The organism is Picosynechococcus sp. PCC 7117, from assembly GCF_001693275.1.
In the GTDB taxonomy this organism is placed as follows: Bacteria; Cyanobacteriota; Cyanobacteriia; order Cyanobacteriales; family MRBY01; genus MRBY01.
Genome location: NZ_CP016477.1, coordinates 288,058 through 303,042 on the forward strand (window position 1 = coordinate 288,058; position 14,985 = coordinate 303,042).

Here is a 14,985-nt window from a genome sequence, read left to right on the forward strand (position 1 = left end):
GAGATTTTGTTGCTTGATCATCTCCAACTGAAAAACTTCACCAAAAATCTTCGGTAAATCTTCGCGCACTTGGGCCAAGGTAATCTCCGGTAAAAACTGCTGCAAACTCCCCACGGGGCGATCGCCAATGCCGCAGGGAACAATCCGTTTAAATCCCGCCAAATCCGGGCAAACATTCAGGGCAAACCCATGCATCGTAATCCAGCGCTTCACCTTGATGCCAATGGCTGCCACCTTGTGACCCTCGACCCACACCCCAGTTAGTCCAGGAATTCGTTCCCCCACCAAGCCATAGCGCGCCAAAAGCCGAATTAAGACCTCTTCCAATTGCCGCAGATACCAATGCAGATCCTGTTGGTGGCGACGCAAATTCAAAATCGGATAACCGATCAATTGTCCCGGACAATGGTACGTTACTTCGCCGCCCCGCTCTGTCCGATGCAATTCTACGCCTGCGGTTTCCGGGGAAAATTTCACAAAATCCAGCTTTGAACCTGTCCCTAGGGTATAGACCGGAAAGTGTTCCAGCAGCAGTAAAACATCACTCAACTGCCCATCCCGTAGGCGTGCTTCCACCAGTTGTTGTTGCTGTGCCCAAGCTTCGGTGTAAGGCCAAATTCCCCCTTGATAAAATAGACAAGAGAAGAAAGGGTGTGAATTGATATGACGCAATGTCAAGGGATCCGACAAAACATTAAAAGTCATCAAGGGGCGATCGCCTTTTGGCAAAACAATGTTAGATATTGTCCTCACCATAGCAAAGAGTTAAGAACTGTAAAAGCTTCCTGGCTTTCTTAATGTTTCAAAAAAGATAAATTGACAAGGCCCAAAGGCAAAACCTACAATTAAAACTATAGAGAGAAAGAGATAAATCCTAAAAATTCCCAGTCAATAAGTTGTCAGCAACTAATTTTCTCCAAAAGAACTAAAAACCGCTTAATTTTCAGTTTGTTTATCTCATCAAAAAAAGTTTCTCTAGTATTCAAACCTACGCTAATACTTGTAGAAGTGTTGCGTAATATTAAACGGACGGATCTATATATGACGCCACCACAATAGTTTTTCGCCTTGAAGAAACCTTGCTAGAATAACGAAACACTTCACCAACAAGTTCTTGTTTACACCAGTCATTTCATTGCGAATTTTCTTAGGCTTTAAATCCAGATTTCATTCGTAAATTGTGTACAAAGTAAACTTGTTTTATCCATTCAGATGGAGTAACCAGAGACTATGAAGCTATTGATCCAAGGCAACAACATTGCAGTAACTGAATCGATCCATGACTATGTTGAAAGCAAGCTTGAAAAAGCAACTAAGCACTTTCAAACCTTCGCCACAAAAGTAGATGTGCACTTGTCTGTTGCTAACAATGCTCGCATTACCGACAAGCATAAAGCTGAAGTTACTGTTTACGCCAATGGTACAGTGATTCGCGCCCAGGAAGGCAGTGAAAATCTCTACGCCAGCATTGACCTTGTTTCTGATAAAATCGCCCGCCAACTCCGCAAATATAAAGAGAAAAATTTTGGCAAGAAAACCCACGTTCAGGAAAAAACCAGTGAAGTGTTACCTGAGGATCCGGTGCCAGATAATCTCATTGGCGATCGCGCCCCAGAGCTTCCCTCTGAAGTGGTGCGGATGAAGTATTTTGCGATGCCCCCCATGACCATTGATGAGGCTTTAGAGCAGTTGCAGTTGGTAGACCACGACTTCTATATGTTCTTGAACAAAGACACAAACGCCATCAATGTGATCTATATCCGCAACCACGGTGGTTATGGTGTAATCCAACCGCGCCTTGGCAAAGAATAGTTGATTTTTTCCAGGTTCATTTAATGACTTTTAGACAATAGTTATTATTTGGATCTTCGGCAAATCTAATCCCTGATTTAAAGGAAAGTTTTTTAACATAAAGCTTTCCTTTTTTATTGCTTCTTTTTTGTGGGTTATCAGAGACTAATTAACTTAAATAGTTAGCAAATTTGGTATTGAACCATTGCGCTCCGTTGCACCTGAAAAAAGTGTTGGGCATTACCTTGATTTACACTGATTTCTAACCAACCATGGCTTCCTACCAAGGCACAGGGATGATTTTTCGGCACATCTCCATAGGTACAAACCAGGGGAATTTGTTGACCCGCTAACGTTGCTTGGCCCTGATTATTTGCACATACAGTATTGGGAATGGTGGTAATCAAGTTCCCAAAGTGGTCGATGTGCTGGATTATCCCGGTGTAGGACTTGCCATTGCTCTGATAGGGGGGAACATCTAAACGAATGATTTCTGTTGATTTGAGGGGACGGCCCAGTTTGGATAAAGGAACGCCCAGGGAAAGATGGGCTGCCACTGGCGCGAAAATGTCCCGGCCATGGAAAGTGTGACTCAGGTTTTCCCTCAGAGGCGATCGCCAATACTGGGGATTATCCAGTTCTACCGCCGCAATAATGGCATCCTCTGCAAACAAACCGCTTCCTAAACCGTTATTCGGCCCCACAAAATAACCTTGGTTCAATGCCACGGCGATCGCCTGGCGGTCAGTGCCTACCCCCGGATCCACAACGCCCACGAAGATTGTTTCCGGCGGGAAATAAGGCGCTGCACTCAACAGACAAAAGCGACCAGCCCACAGATCCTGGGGCGGAATATTGTGGCTGAGATCAATCACTAGGGCTTGGGGGGCGATCGCCGCCATAACCCCCTTCATTGTCCCCACATAGCCGTCCTGTAAACCGAAATCTGTCACTAAGGCGATCGCCATCATGTTTTAAGTATTTTGTAGTATTTGATACAGTTTAATCTGAAGCCTGTTACTCTAAAAATAGCCAATTATCCCCTGCGAGAAGATCATGTTTAGAAACGTTCAACAGCAAATCGTCAAGCAAATTAAACGCACCCACCGCGAAAACCTCAAGAAAAATTTGCAGCATCGCCTCGAAGCCGCCCGGAATTCCGGCAATGACCACCTCGTGCAGCAGTTAGAAGCAGAGGCCCAGTACCTTGGGATCGGTTAAACAATATTCATCTCAGTCGAATAATTTTTTTACCAAAACAAGAAAAAAGGGAGTGTTAAAAAACATTCCCTTTTCTTTCGGTTAATTTGATGGATTTGCTTAAAACGAAGGCTCACTTTTCAAAAAGCTAAATAAACCTCCATGCCGAAAATCAGCAATCATTGCCGAGCCTATTTACCCATGCCCAGTTTTTGGGCTTTTTGGTAAACCTTCCCTTCCGTCAACAGCGAAGGAGCAATTACTACTTCTACCTGTTGCATTTCCTTGATATTTTTGGCGCCGAGGGTTCCCATACTTGTTTTGAGAGCGCCTAAGAGATTATGAGTTCCATCATCAAGTTTCGCTGGCCCCGTCATAATCTGGGTGATCGTGCCAGTTGTTCCCACATTAATCCGGGTTCCCCGGGGTAGTACAGGGCTAGGTGTCGCCATCCCCCAGTGGAAACCGCGACCCGGTGCTTCCGCCGCACGGGCAATGGGAGACCCAATCATTACTGCATCTGCCCCAGAAGCAATACATTTACAAATATCGCCACCAGTAACAATTCCACCATCGGCAATGATCGGCACATAGCGGCCAGATTCTTTCTCATAATCATCGCGGGCCGCAGAACAATCAGCAACTGCGGTTGCCTGGGGGACACCAACTCCAAGCACACCACGGGAGGTACAAGCCGCTCCGGGGCCAATCCCCACGAGCACGGCCGCTGCCCCTGCACGCATCAGTTCCAACGCCGCATCATAGGTAACGCAGTTCCCCAGGACAACTGGAATGGGCAGTTCAGAACAAAGTTTGTGCAAGTTTAGGGGGACAATCCCTTCAGGAGATAGGTGAGAAGTAGAAACTACCGTTGCTTGGATAAAGAGAATATCGGCCCCAGCATCAGCGACAATTTTGCCATATTTGGTGGCACCGACAGGGGTAAGACTCACTGCAGCGAGGCCGTTTTGGGCCTTGATTTCTTGGATGCGTTTCTGGATTAGCTCCGGTTGGATCGGCTTGGAATAGAGCTCTTGCATTAAGCCGACAAACTCGGTTTTATCAACTGCGGCGATCCGATCAAGGACTGGGTTGGGATCTTCATAGCGGGTTTGGAGTCCCTCAAGGTTCAATACGCCCATTGCACCCAAATCAGAAAGCAGCGCTGCCATTTTTACATCGACAACGCCATCCATTGCACTGGCTAAAATTGGGATATTTAGCTTAATTCCACCAATTTCGAGACTGGTATCTGCCAGTTCAGGGTCTAGGGTACGACCGCCCGGAACGAGGGCAATCTCATCGAATCCGTAAGCACGACGAGCTGTTTTGCCACGACCAATTTGAATGTCCACTCTTACTCCTTAATGATTGCCAAAACTTAAATGTGTCAGTCTAGGATAACTGATTGCTTGCATTTTCTTACAAAAAAGCGACCACCAGACGTCAATCTTTCTGGAGGCTGAATTTTGGGCTTGGTGCTGGTGACTCAGTTCGTGTGTAGATTCACGTAAAAGCAACTCGATGGACTAGCCTCATTTTCACGGAAGCGAACAACCATTTCTCCTAGTTAAGAATCACTTTGTTGCAAAAGAATTGACAGATAAGAGTGAGAATTAGAGTGAAAAATGACTAGGATTTTGATTGTCGGATCCAAAGAAGTGGTAGAGAATATTCTGGGAAAGAGGCTCCCAAGGTATTGAAGCTTGAGAGGTCGCTAAAGGGTTCTAAAATTTTTCCTGGGGAAAGATTTTGTCTTTAAAAAAGATTTACGGGTGATTGGCGATCGCCAAGGGACTATCGACCATTAAGCGGCCCTAGAAACTATAAAGGCCAGGGGCATAAGATTCGACAACATTACCGGTTTCTTCACAACTCACCATTAAATAATCGCAGGTTTCACAAGTTGTTTCCCGCAGGCTAGAGTTGTGTAAATAACGGCGCAGAGCTGGAGCACCACAGTTCGGACAAGGGAGCGAATATGAACAATCCATAGCTTTGTCCTGAATTCTAAAAAAATTAAGGTCGGTGATTTTGAGGGTCGTTTGAAGTTTCATTAAAAAGCTTTTAAATGCAATTGAGTTGATCCCAAGAATATTCTCTTACCTTTTTCTTTGATCCTAAACATACTTAAGACTAATTTAAGTTTTTACCGAAAAATAGTCAAAAACAGTTTCGGGTTTTCCGTACTTTTAAGTAAAGGTTAACAAAAAAATATTAAGTTTGTCGGCCCTTTAAAAGAGTGTGAGCCTCCGTCGGGACACATCTTTCACAAGGCCAGTGAACCTTAGCAGTAGGGGAATGGGATAAGATGACGGGCAGTCATTGTCTATGAAAAATTATGGAATCTCTTGCTTGGCAAGCCGTCAAAGCTTACGAAGATATTTTGTATCAAAAGTTAGATGGGATTGCAAAAATCACGATTAATCGTCCCCACAAGCGCAATGCCTTTCGACCCCAGACAATCTTTGAAATGTATGAGGCCTTCTGCGATGCCCGGGAAGATCAAGACATCGGTGTCATCCTGCTCACGGGGGCTGGCCCCCATACGGATGGGAAATATGCGTTCTGCTCTGGTGGCGACCAATCGGTGCGGGGTGAAGGGGGTTATGTCGATCAAGCCGGGGTACCGCGCCTAAACGTGCTGGATCTGCAGAAACTGATTCGCTCGATGCCCAAGGTGGTGATCGCTTTGGTGGCGGGCTACGCGATCGGCGGCGGCCATGTACTGCATCTTCTCTGTGATCTAACGATTGCCGCAGATAATGCAATTTTTGGGCAAACGGGGCCAAAAGTAGGCAGTTTTGACGGTGGATTTGGGGCGAGTTACATGGCGCGCATTGTCGGACAAAAAAAAGCCCGGGAAATTTGGTTTCTTTGTCGCCAGTATGATGCCCAGCAAGCGTTGCAAATGGGCTTGGTAAATCAGGTGGTTCCCGTCGCCCAGCTAGAGGCTGAGGGGGTGCAGTGGGCCAGGGAAGTGTTGAGTAAAAGCCCCATTGCGATTCGCTGTCTTAAGGCGGCGCTGAATGCTGATTGTGATGGGCAAGTGGGCCTCCAGGAGCTAGCGGGGAATGCCACTATGCTTTATTACATGACAGAAGAGGGCAGAGAAGGGAAGCAGGCTTTTTTGGAAAAGCGATCGCCAAATTTCCGCCAATATCCCTGGTTGCCGTAAAAAACCCAAGGTGATCACCCAGGTAAGATGAGGATTCATTACCACTAAAGGATCCCAATTTGGTAGAGTAGATACCGATATAAAACCGGATAGCTTGTCCCTATTAGATCCCAGACTTTTAAAAAATTAAGTGGAACGGACAAGATTAGTTCCGCCCTGAGATTGACAAAAAGAGGTTAATCATGAAGTTACGTTCGTTATTAGCAGCCATTCTGGCTCTGTGTATCGGCGTGCTAACTGCTTGTAGTGAAGCGCCCGATGCTGCGACCGTCGATGTGAAGCAACTAACATACGACGAAATTCTCAATACAGGACTCGCGAACTCCTGCCCCCAAATCGCGAACTTCACCCGGGGAACAATTCCCATTGCCCCCAATGAAACCATTGAATTCTCTGACCTCTGCTTAGAGCCTCAAACCTATTTCGTTAAGGAAGAGCCCCTCAACAAGCGTCGTGAAGCTGAATTCATCGAAGGTAAGCCCCTTACCCGCTACACCTCTTCCCTCGAACAAATGACCGGGAAGATCAAAGCCGATAGCGAAGGGCTCCTTACCCTGGTAGAAGAAGACGGTATCGATTTCCAACCGATTACGGTTCAGTTGCCCGGTGGTGACCAAGTACCTTTCCTCTTCACCATTAAAAATCTAGTGGCCCAGACCTCTACCCCGTCTGACTCCATCAACACTTCCACTGACTTTATCGGTGAATTCCGGGTCCCCCCCTATCGTGGTGCCGTATTCCTTGATCCCAAGGCCCGTGGTACCGCTAGTGGTTATGACAACGCTGTCGCTCTACCTTCCCAAGCCGATGAAGAAGAGCTAACCCGCGCCAACATCAAGCAGTATGAATCTCGCACTGGTGAAATTTCCCTGCAAATTGCCAAAATCGACGAGAAAACTGGTGAAATTGCCGGCACCTTTGAAAGCGAGCAAACTTCATCCACTGACATGGGTGCAGAAGATCCCGAAGAAGTCCGAATTCGCGGTATTTTCTATGCACGTCTAAAGACGGCTGCTTAATTTCAACTTCTCAAACACTGTTCAATCGAGGGGCGGCAATGCCCCTTTTTTGTGGTCTTTTTTCGTTGTGGTTGACTAAATTTTCGTCTACCTCTTTCCCAAACTCTTTTAGAGAAAGCTTTCGAGAAGAAAAATCTGGATTTTAGGCTAGTCGTAAAAAAACTGAACATAAAAAAGATCCAGAGTCAGGGAACCCTAGATCATCGCCTCATCCTCTTGGGATGGCTCATTGATGTTTAGGACAATGTATCCAAGTAATCCCGCATAATATTGCGACGTTTGGGCTGGCGGAGTTTCTGGAGGGCCTTGGCCTCAATTTGGCGTACTCGTTCCCGCGAAAGCTCTAGCATTCGGCCAATCTCTGCGAGGGAGTAGGTTTTACCATCGCCTAGACCATAGCGCAGTTGAATGACTTCCCGTTCCCGGTCGGTGAGTTCTGTCAGTAAGTTATGCAAGTCACGTTGCAGAGACTCCCGCACAAGATTTTCTTCGGGGGAAGCATCTTGGGTTTCTAGGAGATCGCCTAATTCTGTGTCTCGGTCTTTGCCGACGCGAATTTCGAGGGAGACGGAACGGGGAACCTTTTGTAAGACCTCTCGCACCTGCTCTGGGGTCATCTCCAGGGCCTGGGCTACGTCGTCTAAGCTGGGGGTACAACCTTGGGTTTGGGAAATTTGCCGCTGTGCTTTTTTGATTTTATTGAGCTTTTCGGTGACATGAACCGGGAGACGGATGGTGCGACTTTGGGTGGCGATCGCCCGGGTAATGCCCTGACGAATCCACCAGTAGGCATAGGTCGAGAAGCGATAGCCCTTTGTCGGGTCGAACTTATCCACCGCCCGCTCTAAACCGAGGGTTCCTTCTTGGATAAGGTCTAAAAGTTCGAGGCCGCGATTCTGATATTTTTTGGCCACCGAAACCACCAAACGGAGGTTGGCCTGGATCATGTGCTCTTTTGCCTTGGCCCCAGCCTTGAGGATCGAGTCAAGTTCTTTAACGCTTAAGCCCACTTGCTCGGCCCAACGCTGTTTACCCTGGCGAATGATATCCCGCAACACGGCTCGCTCTAGGTCCATTTCCTGGGCCCAGCGATTGAGGGAAGGACGGCAACCCAACTCAATGGCTAGGCGGTCATGGACATTGATACAACTCAAAAATTCTGCCAAAATTTCGTCGCCTGCTTCTGCCCCCTCTTGTCGTTTTTCCAAAAGCTGGATATAATTTTGAACCTTGCGGGCTTCCGTTAGCTCCTCATCTCTTTCGAGTAACGGTACGCGCCCGATGTCCTGCAGATACAGCCTCACTAAATCTGTGGTCTGACCATTCCGGAGGGTTGTTTCATCCGGATCAAACACAGCAAGCTCATCGTTGCTAGCGGTTTCGGTTAGGGAGTCAAAGGAACCTTGGCTCTTGGACTGCTTGGCGGTGGTCATAATGGCGACTCTCCTGAAAAATATTAGGGGGGTGCTTACCCTTAAATTTCCCTGAATAAAAGTCCTTTTCAAGGTTTTGATATATAAATTAACATCTCGGCCCTAGTCCAAAGGCGATCGCCGCTACAGTTTCATGTCAAATTTTCATGACAAAATAATCCTTTAAAGGCCAACAAAATCGTCAAATATTGCCAGTATCCAAGGCGTTTTTGTCAGCATTTACCAATATAAAAACAAGGCGATCGCCCCCAAAGCCTAAAAACTCGAAAAACTTAATTTGCGGTGGTTCTAGCGACCCCATAGAATTAAACTCGCGCCACAGAAAACAGGGTTTTGTACCGTACCGATCAATACAATTCGCCCGCTTTTCCCGTTGCATGATTAGTCCTAAACCATTCAGCTTTTAAATTGACCATGACCAACCCAACCCGCATTTTGATGTGTGCCCCCGACCATTACGAGGTGGACTATGTCATTAACCCTTGGATGGAAGGAAACGTCCACAAATCGTCCCAAGCTCAAGCCATTGAACAGTGGCAGGCCCTACATCAAATCATCAAAGAGTATGCCGTTGTTGATCTCGTGCCCCCTGCCCAGGGCTGGCCAGATATGGTTTTCACGGCCAATGCCGGTCTGGTCTTGGGTCAAAAAGCGATTCTCAGTCGTTTCTATCACCCAGAGCGCCAAGGGGAAGAACCCTACTTTAAGCAATGGTTTGCGGAAAATGCTTTCCAGGTCTATGAGCTGCCCCAGGATTTGCCCTTTGAAGGGGCAGGCGATGCCCTCTTTGACCGGGATTCTGGAGCGTTGTGGGCTGGTTATGGTTTTCGCTCTGAACTCGACTCCCACGCCTACATTGCCCAATGGCTCGATGTGGAAGTTTTATCCCTACGCCTGATCGATCCCCGCTTTTATCACTTGGATACTTGCTTTTGTCCCCTCAGCGGCGGTTATCTCCTCTACTATCCTCCCGCCTTTGATACCTACTCCAATGCCCTAATTGAGCGGCGGATTCCGGCGGAGAAGCGTATTGTTGTCCCCGAACCGGATGCGGTGAACTTTGCCTGCAATGCGGTCAATGTCGATGATGTGATCATCATGAATAAAATCAGCCCAGAACTCGAAACGGCGATCGCCACCAAGGGCTTTCAGGTACGACAAACGTCCCTCACTGAATTTCTCAAGGCAGGGGGGGCTGCAAAATGTTTAACCCTAAAAACCACAGAACCGATTCAAGAAACCGCCCAAGCCAATGCTCCGGTGGATAGTCGGATTATTCACCTCGAAGGGCATCTCCTCGATGCGGGCATTTTGAACCAAGCCTTGGATTTAATCAATGAACAGGGCGGCAGCGCAAAAGTATTAAATTTCAACCTCGGCATCGAGCGAAAAAATACGTCATCGGCCAATGTACGGGTATCCGCACCCTCTCCCACCACCATGGAGGACATTATGTCCGCCCTCATTGAAATGGGCGCGATCAGTGCTTCGGCAGAAGATATTCAGGATGCGCACCTAGAAACCGTGAAGCAAATGGGAGTCGCCCCCGATGATTTTTATGTGACGAATATCTATCCCACGGAAGTCAGGATCAAAGGCCAATGGGTTAAGGTGAGCCACCAACGCATGGACGGGGCGATCGCCATTAGTGAGAGCAACGGCACTATTCATGCCCGCTGTCGTCTGTTGCGGGATCTCCAGGTGGGGGAAAAGGTCGTTGTGGGCATCGACGGGATTCGCACCAACCATAAAACCACCGCTCGCCCCAGTGCCGAAAAACAAGAATTTAGCTTCATGGGGGCCGGGGTTTCGAGTGAACGCCGTGTGGAATTGGTCGTTGAGCAAATTGCCTGGGAACTCCATAAAATCCGTGCCCAGGGTGGAAAAGTCGCGGTCACGGCTGGGCCAGTGGTGATCCATACCGGGGGGGCGCAACATCTCGCTAGTTTAATTCGCCAGGGCTATGTCCATACTTTGCTCGGTGGTAATGCGATCGCCGTCCACGACATTGAACAATCAATGATGGGCACTTCCCTCGGCGTTGACATGAATAAAGGCGTCCCCGTGCGTGGTGGCCACCGTCACCATCTCAAAGTAATCAATACCATTCGTCGCTGTGGCAGTATCGCCAATGCCGTGGCCCAGGGGCTCATTACAAAGGGGGTAATGTATGAATGCGTCCAAAATAATGTGCCCTTCTGTTTAGCCGGATCTATTCGTGATGATGGCCCTCTCCCGGATACAGAAATGGATCTGATTCGCGCCCAGGAAGAATATGCTCGCTTGCTAGAAGGCACCAATATGGTTTTGATGCTTTCGACAATGCTCCATTCCATTGGCGTCGGCAATATGACTCCTGCCGGGGTGAAGATGGTCTGTGTCGATATTAATCCTGCGGTGGTCACAAAACTAAGCGATCGCGGCTCGGTGGAATCCGTCGGCGTGGTCACCGATGTGGGACTATTCCTCAGTCTCCTGACGCGACAACTGGATCGACTCAACCAAAAGGCTGCCATCACTGTGTAATTTTCCCAAATAATCCAGGCGATCGCCAAAAAACTCCCTCGGAAATTCTGGGGAGTTTTTTTGTTGCTGCTCCCGAATCATAGCGATTAAAAAAACCACTAGATACAAAACTAGTGGCCTCACTGAATTTAATTCATGTTGTTTGGGAGCATGGGTCGTTTCTTAGAAATTACATCCCATGCCAACGCAGAGATGATATTTAGCGGCTGTTGGTGCGGGGTCTTGCTTTATTGACCTTCATGTCGCGGCCCATCCAGCTAGCACCATCGAGGGCTTCAATCGCCTTATCTTCTTCTTCATCGTTAGACATTTCCACAAAGCCAAAGCCACGCTTTCTTTGGGTTTCACGGTCTACCGGAAGATAAACGCGTTTTACTTTACCGTAGTCATTAAAGACTTCACGAAGATCGTCTTCTTCTACGGCGTAGTCCAGGTTTCCAACATAAATTGACATAAAAATTGTCTCCTTAAAGATGACTTAATCTGTGCATCGGGGAAGGAGAGTTCGTAGTCGTATCGGGCGGGGAGATTTTCTGTCAATACTGTCGTAACCAAACACAATACCAAACGAGACAAAACCGTAACCGAGTACTTTCGAATTCTTTTGATTCCCAACAATACTAGGCTAGCACAGTCAAAAAAATAAACACAAGTTTTGGGGGGCACTTGTTTTGTAGAATAAATAAAGTTTTATGAAGCGCTTTCTCCTTTTTTTGATAGCCTGAGCACTTTTACTTAGATAATCGCAGAGTCACCCTTCCTTTAAGCTTTGTTCTGGGTACCCAGGCTGTTGTTGGCCGCACATTCCGAGGCAAAACGATCCATCAAGATGACTACATCCGCTAAACATACTGAGCTGCGCCAGTTGGTCCGAAGCCAATTGTTGCTTTTGCTGGAATCGAATAATTTGCAAGGGGCTAAATCGCTACTTGTGCCCGTACAGCCCGTTGACATTGCCGAGGCGATCGAAGATTTACCAGAATCGATGCAGGTCATTGCTTTCCGTCTGCTTTCTAAAGCAGAGGCCATCGAAGTCTATGAATATCTAGATTCATCGGTGCAGCAGGCCCTCATTCAAAAATTTAAGCGCCAGGAAGTGCGGGAAGTCGTTGACCAGATGTCCCCCGATGACCGGGTTCGTCTTTTCGATGAATTACCGGCGAAGGTGGTACGGCAGCTCCTAGAACAGCTCAGCCCTGAAGAAAGACAGGCGACGAATCTTTTGCTCGGTTATGAGGAAGATACCGCTGGCCGGGTAATGACCCCGGAGTATATTTCCCTCAAAGAAACCTTCACCGTTTCAGAAACCATCGAGCGGATTCGGCAACAGGCCAGCAAATCGGAAATTATCTACTACCTCTATGTCACTAACGCGTCCCGGCAACTGGTAGGCATTGTCTCCCTACGGGATCTTGTTGTCTCTGAGCCAGATTTACCGTTGTCAGAGATTATGACCAGGGATGTGGTCTCGGTTCATACAGATACTGACCAAGAGGAAGTGGCGCGAACGATTCAACGGTATGACCTACTCGCTTTACCTGTGGTGGATCGAGAAGATCGTCTGGTGGGGGTCGTTACGGTGGACGATGTGATCGACATTATTGAACGGGAAGCCACAGAAGATATCTATGCGTTGGGGGGGCTGCAAACGGATGGTGATAATTATTTCCAAATGAATCTGTGGACGGTGGCTCGACAGCGGGTTGTGTGGTTGTTTGTGTTGCTAATTACGAATACCTTTACGGGCTGGATTATTAGCTCCCAGCAGTCGCTCTTGGAACAGGTGGTGATTTTGGCGGCATTTATTCCGCTCTTGACGGGGACTGGAGGAAATGTGGGGGCACAGTCTTCAACGGTGGTGATTCGGGGTTTGAATACGGAAGATTTGAACGATCTAGGGCCAGCGAAGGTAGTCGGACGGGAGGCGATCGCCGGGGCTTTGTTAGGGGCGATCCTGGGGATTGTGGTGATTGTCTGGGCCTACTTTCTCCAGGGAAATCTGGCGGTGGCCATTTCGGTGGGGATCAGTTTGGTGGCGATCGCCGTGCTGGCATCGGTGGCTGGCTCCTCGCTACCATTTTTGTTCCGATACCTAGGGTTAGACCCGGCCCTAATGTCGGCACCCTTTATTACAACGGCGGTGGACGTGATTGGGGTTTTGATTTACTTTAATATCGCCCGCATGATGTTGAGGTTATGATAAGGCGAACGCACCCGTGAGGAGGGTCATGTTTTGATGGGAAAAAAGCAGCAATGGTTGGAATTTGCAGAATTAGGTTTGCTGCTGCTGGTTTTCTTGGCGTGGATCTGGGATGTGATTCAAGGCGACGGTAATTCGACAGCTTCATTAGTCATGTTCCTGTTCTGGATCACCCTAGGGCTAAATTTTTTTAACCGCATTGCCCATCAACGACACCAGCGGCGACAAATCCTGGGCATGGTGCGCAGCCTTGAGCAACGTTTACAAGGTCAGTTTCAAGGACAACTGCAACCCCTCACCGAACAAATTCGCCAAGCGAGCCAAATCAATGCCAGCCTGGCCCAAATCGAAACAGATGGAGAAATGCAAACCTATCTGCGCAGTTTAGAAAAAGCCCTAACCAATGTGGTGCAGTATCTCAATGAAGCTGTCTTGGATGAACGACTCACGAATTTAGAACAGGAATTTTTACGGCAGCAACCTACCCCAGCCGCAACATCTCCAGCCATCGCCCAGGCAGTTGCCGATGATCTAAAACCAGAGGCGATCGCCGATCCTTGGGCCACGGAAACACTCCCCGCTCCAGAACCACCCGCAGCGCCGCAACCCAAGCAGCAATGGCAGTTAGTCGCTACTATCCCAGCCCACCGAGATTGTGTGAGTGCTTTAGCCTTTAGTGCCGATCAAAAATTCCTCGCGAGTGGCAGTTGGGATCATCAATTAAAACTCTGGCGCGTAGACGATCAAAAGCAAATTTCCCAAGTGAACGCCCACGAGCAGGGTATTTTAAATCTAGCATTCATCCCCCCTGTGACCGGAGCCAAGGCGGAGACAGAACAAATAGAAACATTGGCGATCGCCAGTAGTAGTTTTTCGCCGGAGATCAAGCTCTGGCACCTCGACCAAAGCCAAGCGGTGCCCCAACTCACGCTTCAAAAATCCCTGGAGGGACACCAAGGGGCCGTTTATGCCATGGCTTTGACAGGCCAACAAACACTCATCACCGGGAGTCACGATCAGACCCTGCGCCAGTGGCAACTTGAGGCTGGTAGCGTTTATCAACAAACCCTTGATCTCAATGATCAGATCCAGGCGATCGCCCTGGCTCCCAAAGAAAACCTCTTTATCAGCGGTGGCACAGAGGGCATCCTCAAGTTTTGGCGCACCACGGATCATCGCTTACTCGGTAGTTTAAAAAATGATCCCCCCGCAGCTATTGCGGCGATCGCCATCCGCACTGATGGTAAATTGTTTGCCTCTGCTGGCGAACATGGCCTGATTCATCTGTGGCAAGTGGATATTAATCACCTAGAGGTTTTACCGGAAACTGTGCCTTGTTTTACCCTCGAAGCCCACGAAAAGCCCATTACCCAGCTTCTGTTTAGTCGTCAAGGTCATTTTCTCCTGAGCAGTAGCGTCGATGGCACGATCAAAATTTGGCAGTTAGGCATCACTGAGCCTTTGACGACGTTAAATTTCAACACTCCCGACCAAGAAGATCATGTACGTTTACTGTCCCTAGCCCTCACTGCCGATGGGCGGACCCTCGCGGCGGGCGGTTCCGATGGCACGATCAAAATTTGGCAGCAAGTTTAATCAGATTTCATTCACGATAGCCAGCCAGGGAAATTATCCACC

At 48.2% G+C, this 14,985-nt stretch carries 12 protein-coding genes and 1 pseudogene; 7 read left to right on the forward strand and 6 right to left on the reverse strand.

The window, feature by feature from the left end:
- Positions 1-18: 18 nt before the first annotated feature.
- Positions 19-663, reverse strand: a pseudogene (gene lipB, locus AWQ22_RS16275) (lipoyl(octanoyl) transferase LipB); the annotation flags it as partial.
- 567 nt (positions 664-1,230) lie between these two features.
- Here lipB and hpf point away from each other — a divergent pair.
- Positions 1,231-1,812, forward strand: a complete 582-nt coding sequence (hpf, locus tag AWQ22_RS01385; protein ID WP_012305897.1) for a ribosome hibernation-promoting factor, HPF/YfiA family — start codon at positions 1,231-1,233, stop codon at positions 1,810-1,812.
- A 161-nt stretch (positions 1,813-1,973) separates the two neighbouring features.
- On the opposite strand, the gene AWQ22_RS01390 is transcribed toward hpf, so the two are convergent.
- Entirely contained in the window at positions 1,974-2,762 is a 789-nt protein-coding gene (locus tag AWQ22_RS01390; RefSeq protein WP_065709953.1) for an S-adenosyl-l-methionine hydroxide adenosyltransferase family protein, read from the reverse strand.
- 85 nt (positions 2,763-2,847) lie between these two features.
- Between AWQ22_RS01390 and AWQ22_RS16900 the strand changes: the two genes are divergently transcribed.
- Complete coding sequence (locus tag AWQ22_RS16900) at positions 2,848-3,012, forward strand: hypothetical protein (protein ID WP_012305899.1); 165 nt, start codon at positions 2,848-2,850, stop codon at positions 3,010-3,012.
- A gap of 170 nt (positions 3,013-3,182) precedes the next feature.
- Here the strand turns inward: AWQ22_RS16900 and AWQ22_RS01395 are convergent, their stop codons facing one another.
- Both AWQ22_RS01395 and AWQ22_RS01400 read right to left on the reverse strand, forming a co-directional pair.
- Positions 3,183-4,346, reverse strand: a complete 1,164-nt coding sequence (locus AWQ22_RS01395; protein WP_012305900.1) for a GuaB3 family IMP dehydrogenase-related protein — start codon at positions 4,344-4,346, stop codon at positions 3,183-3,185.
- 462 nt (positions 4,347-4,808) lie between these two features.
- Positions 4,809-4,985: a hypothetical protein gene (locus AWQ22_RS01400; RefSeq protein ID WP_041443725.1), complete on the reverse strand. Its 177-nt coding sequence runs from the start codon at positions 4,983-4,985 to the stop codon at positions 4,809-4,811.
- A gap of 347 nt (positions 4,986-5,332) precedes the next feature.
- Between AWQ22_RS01400 and menB the strand changes: the two genes are divergently transcribed.
- Together menB and AWQ22_RS01410 are read left to right on the forward strand one after the other, a co-directional pair.
- On the forward strand, positions 5,333-6,169 hold the full coding sequence (gene menB / locus AWQ22_RS01405; protein ID WP_065709954.1) for a 1,4-dihydroxy-2-naphthoyl-CoA synthase: 837 nt from the start codon (positions 5,333-5,335) through the stop codon (positions 6,167-6,169).
- Between the two features lie 182 nt (positions 6,170-6,351).
- Positions 6,352-7,188: a photosystem II manganese-stabilizing polypeptide gene (locus tag AWQ22_RS01410; protein ID WP_012305903.1), complete on the forward strand. Its 837-nt coding sequence runs from the start codon at positions 6,352-6,354 to the stop codon at positions 7,186-7,188.
- Positions 7,189-7,424: 236 nt separating this feature from the next.
- On the opposite strand, the gene sigC is transcribed toward AWQ22_RS01410, so the two are convergent.
- The gene (gene sigC / locus AWQ22_RS01415) at positions 7,425-8,621 is read right to left on the reverse strand and encodes an RNA polymerase sigma factor SigC (protein WP_062431912.1); all 1,197 of its coding nucleotides are present in this window, start codon (positions 8,619-8,621) and stop codon (positions 7,425-7,427) included.
- A gap of 414 nt (positions 8,622-9,035) precedes the next feature.
- Here sigC and AWQ22_RS01425 point away from each other — a divergent pair, with 414 nt between their 5' ends.
- On the forward strand, positions 9,036-11,147 hold the full coding sequence (locus AWQ22_RS01425; protein ID WP_065709956.1) for a TIGR00300 family protein: 2,112 nt from the start codon (positions 9,036-9,038) through the stop codon (positions 11,145-11,147).
- A gap of 199 nt (positions 11,148-11,346) precedes the next feature.
- Here AWQ22_RS01425 and AWQ22_RS01430 read toward each other — a convergent pair whose 3' ends face one another.
- A complete protein-coding gene (locus AWQ22_RS01430) occupies positions 11,347-11,601 on the reverse strand; it encodes an RNA-binding protein (RefSeq protein ID WP_012305906.1) in 255 nt (84 codons plus the stop codon).
- Positions 11,602-11,976: 375 nt separating this feature from the next.
- On the opposite strand from AWQ22_RS01430, the gene mgtE reads away from it, so the two are divergent.
- Positions 11,977-13,347, forward strand: coding sequence for a magnesium transporter (gene mgtE / locus AWQ22_RS01435; protein ID WP_012305907.1), 1,371 nt, complete (start codon positions 11,977-11,979; stop codon positions 13,345-13,347).
- Positions 13,348-13,383: 36 nt separating this feature from the next.
- Positions 13,384-14,943 carry a WD40 repeat domain-containing protein gene (locus AWQ22_RS01440; RefSeq protein ID WP_065709957.1) on the forward strand — a complete coding sequence of 520 codons (1,560 nt, stop codon included), beginning with the start codon at positions 13,384-13,386 and terminating at the stop codon, positions 14,941-14,943.
- The last annotated feature ends 42 nt before the right edge of the window (positions 14,944-14,985 follow it).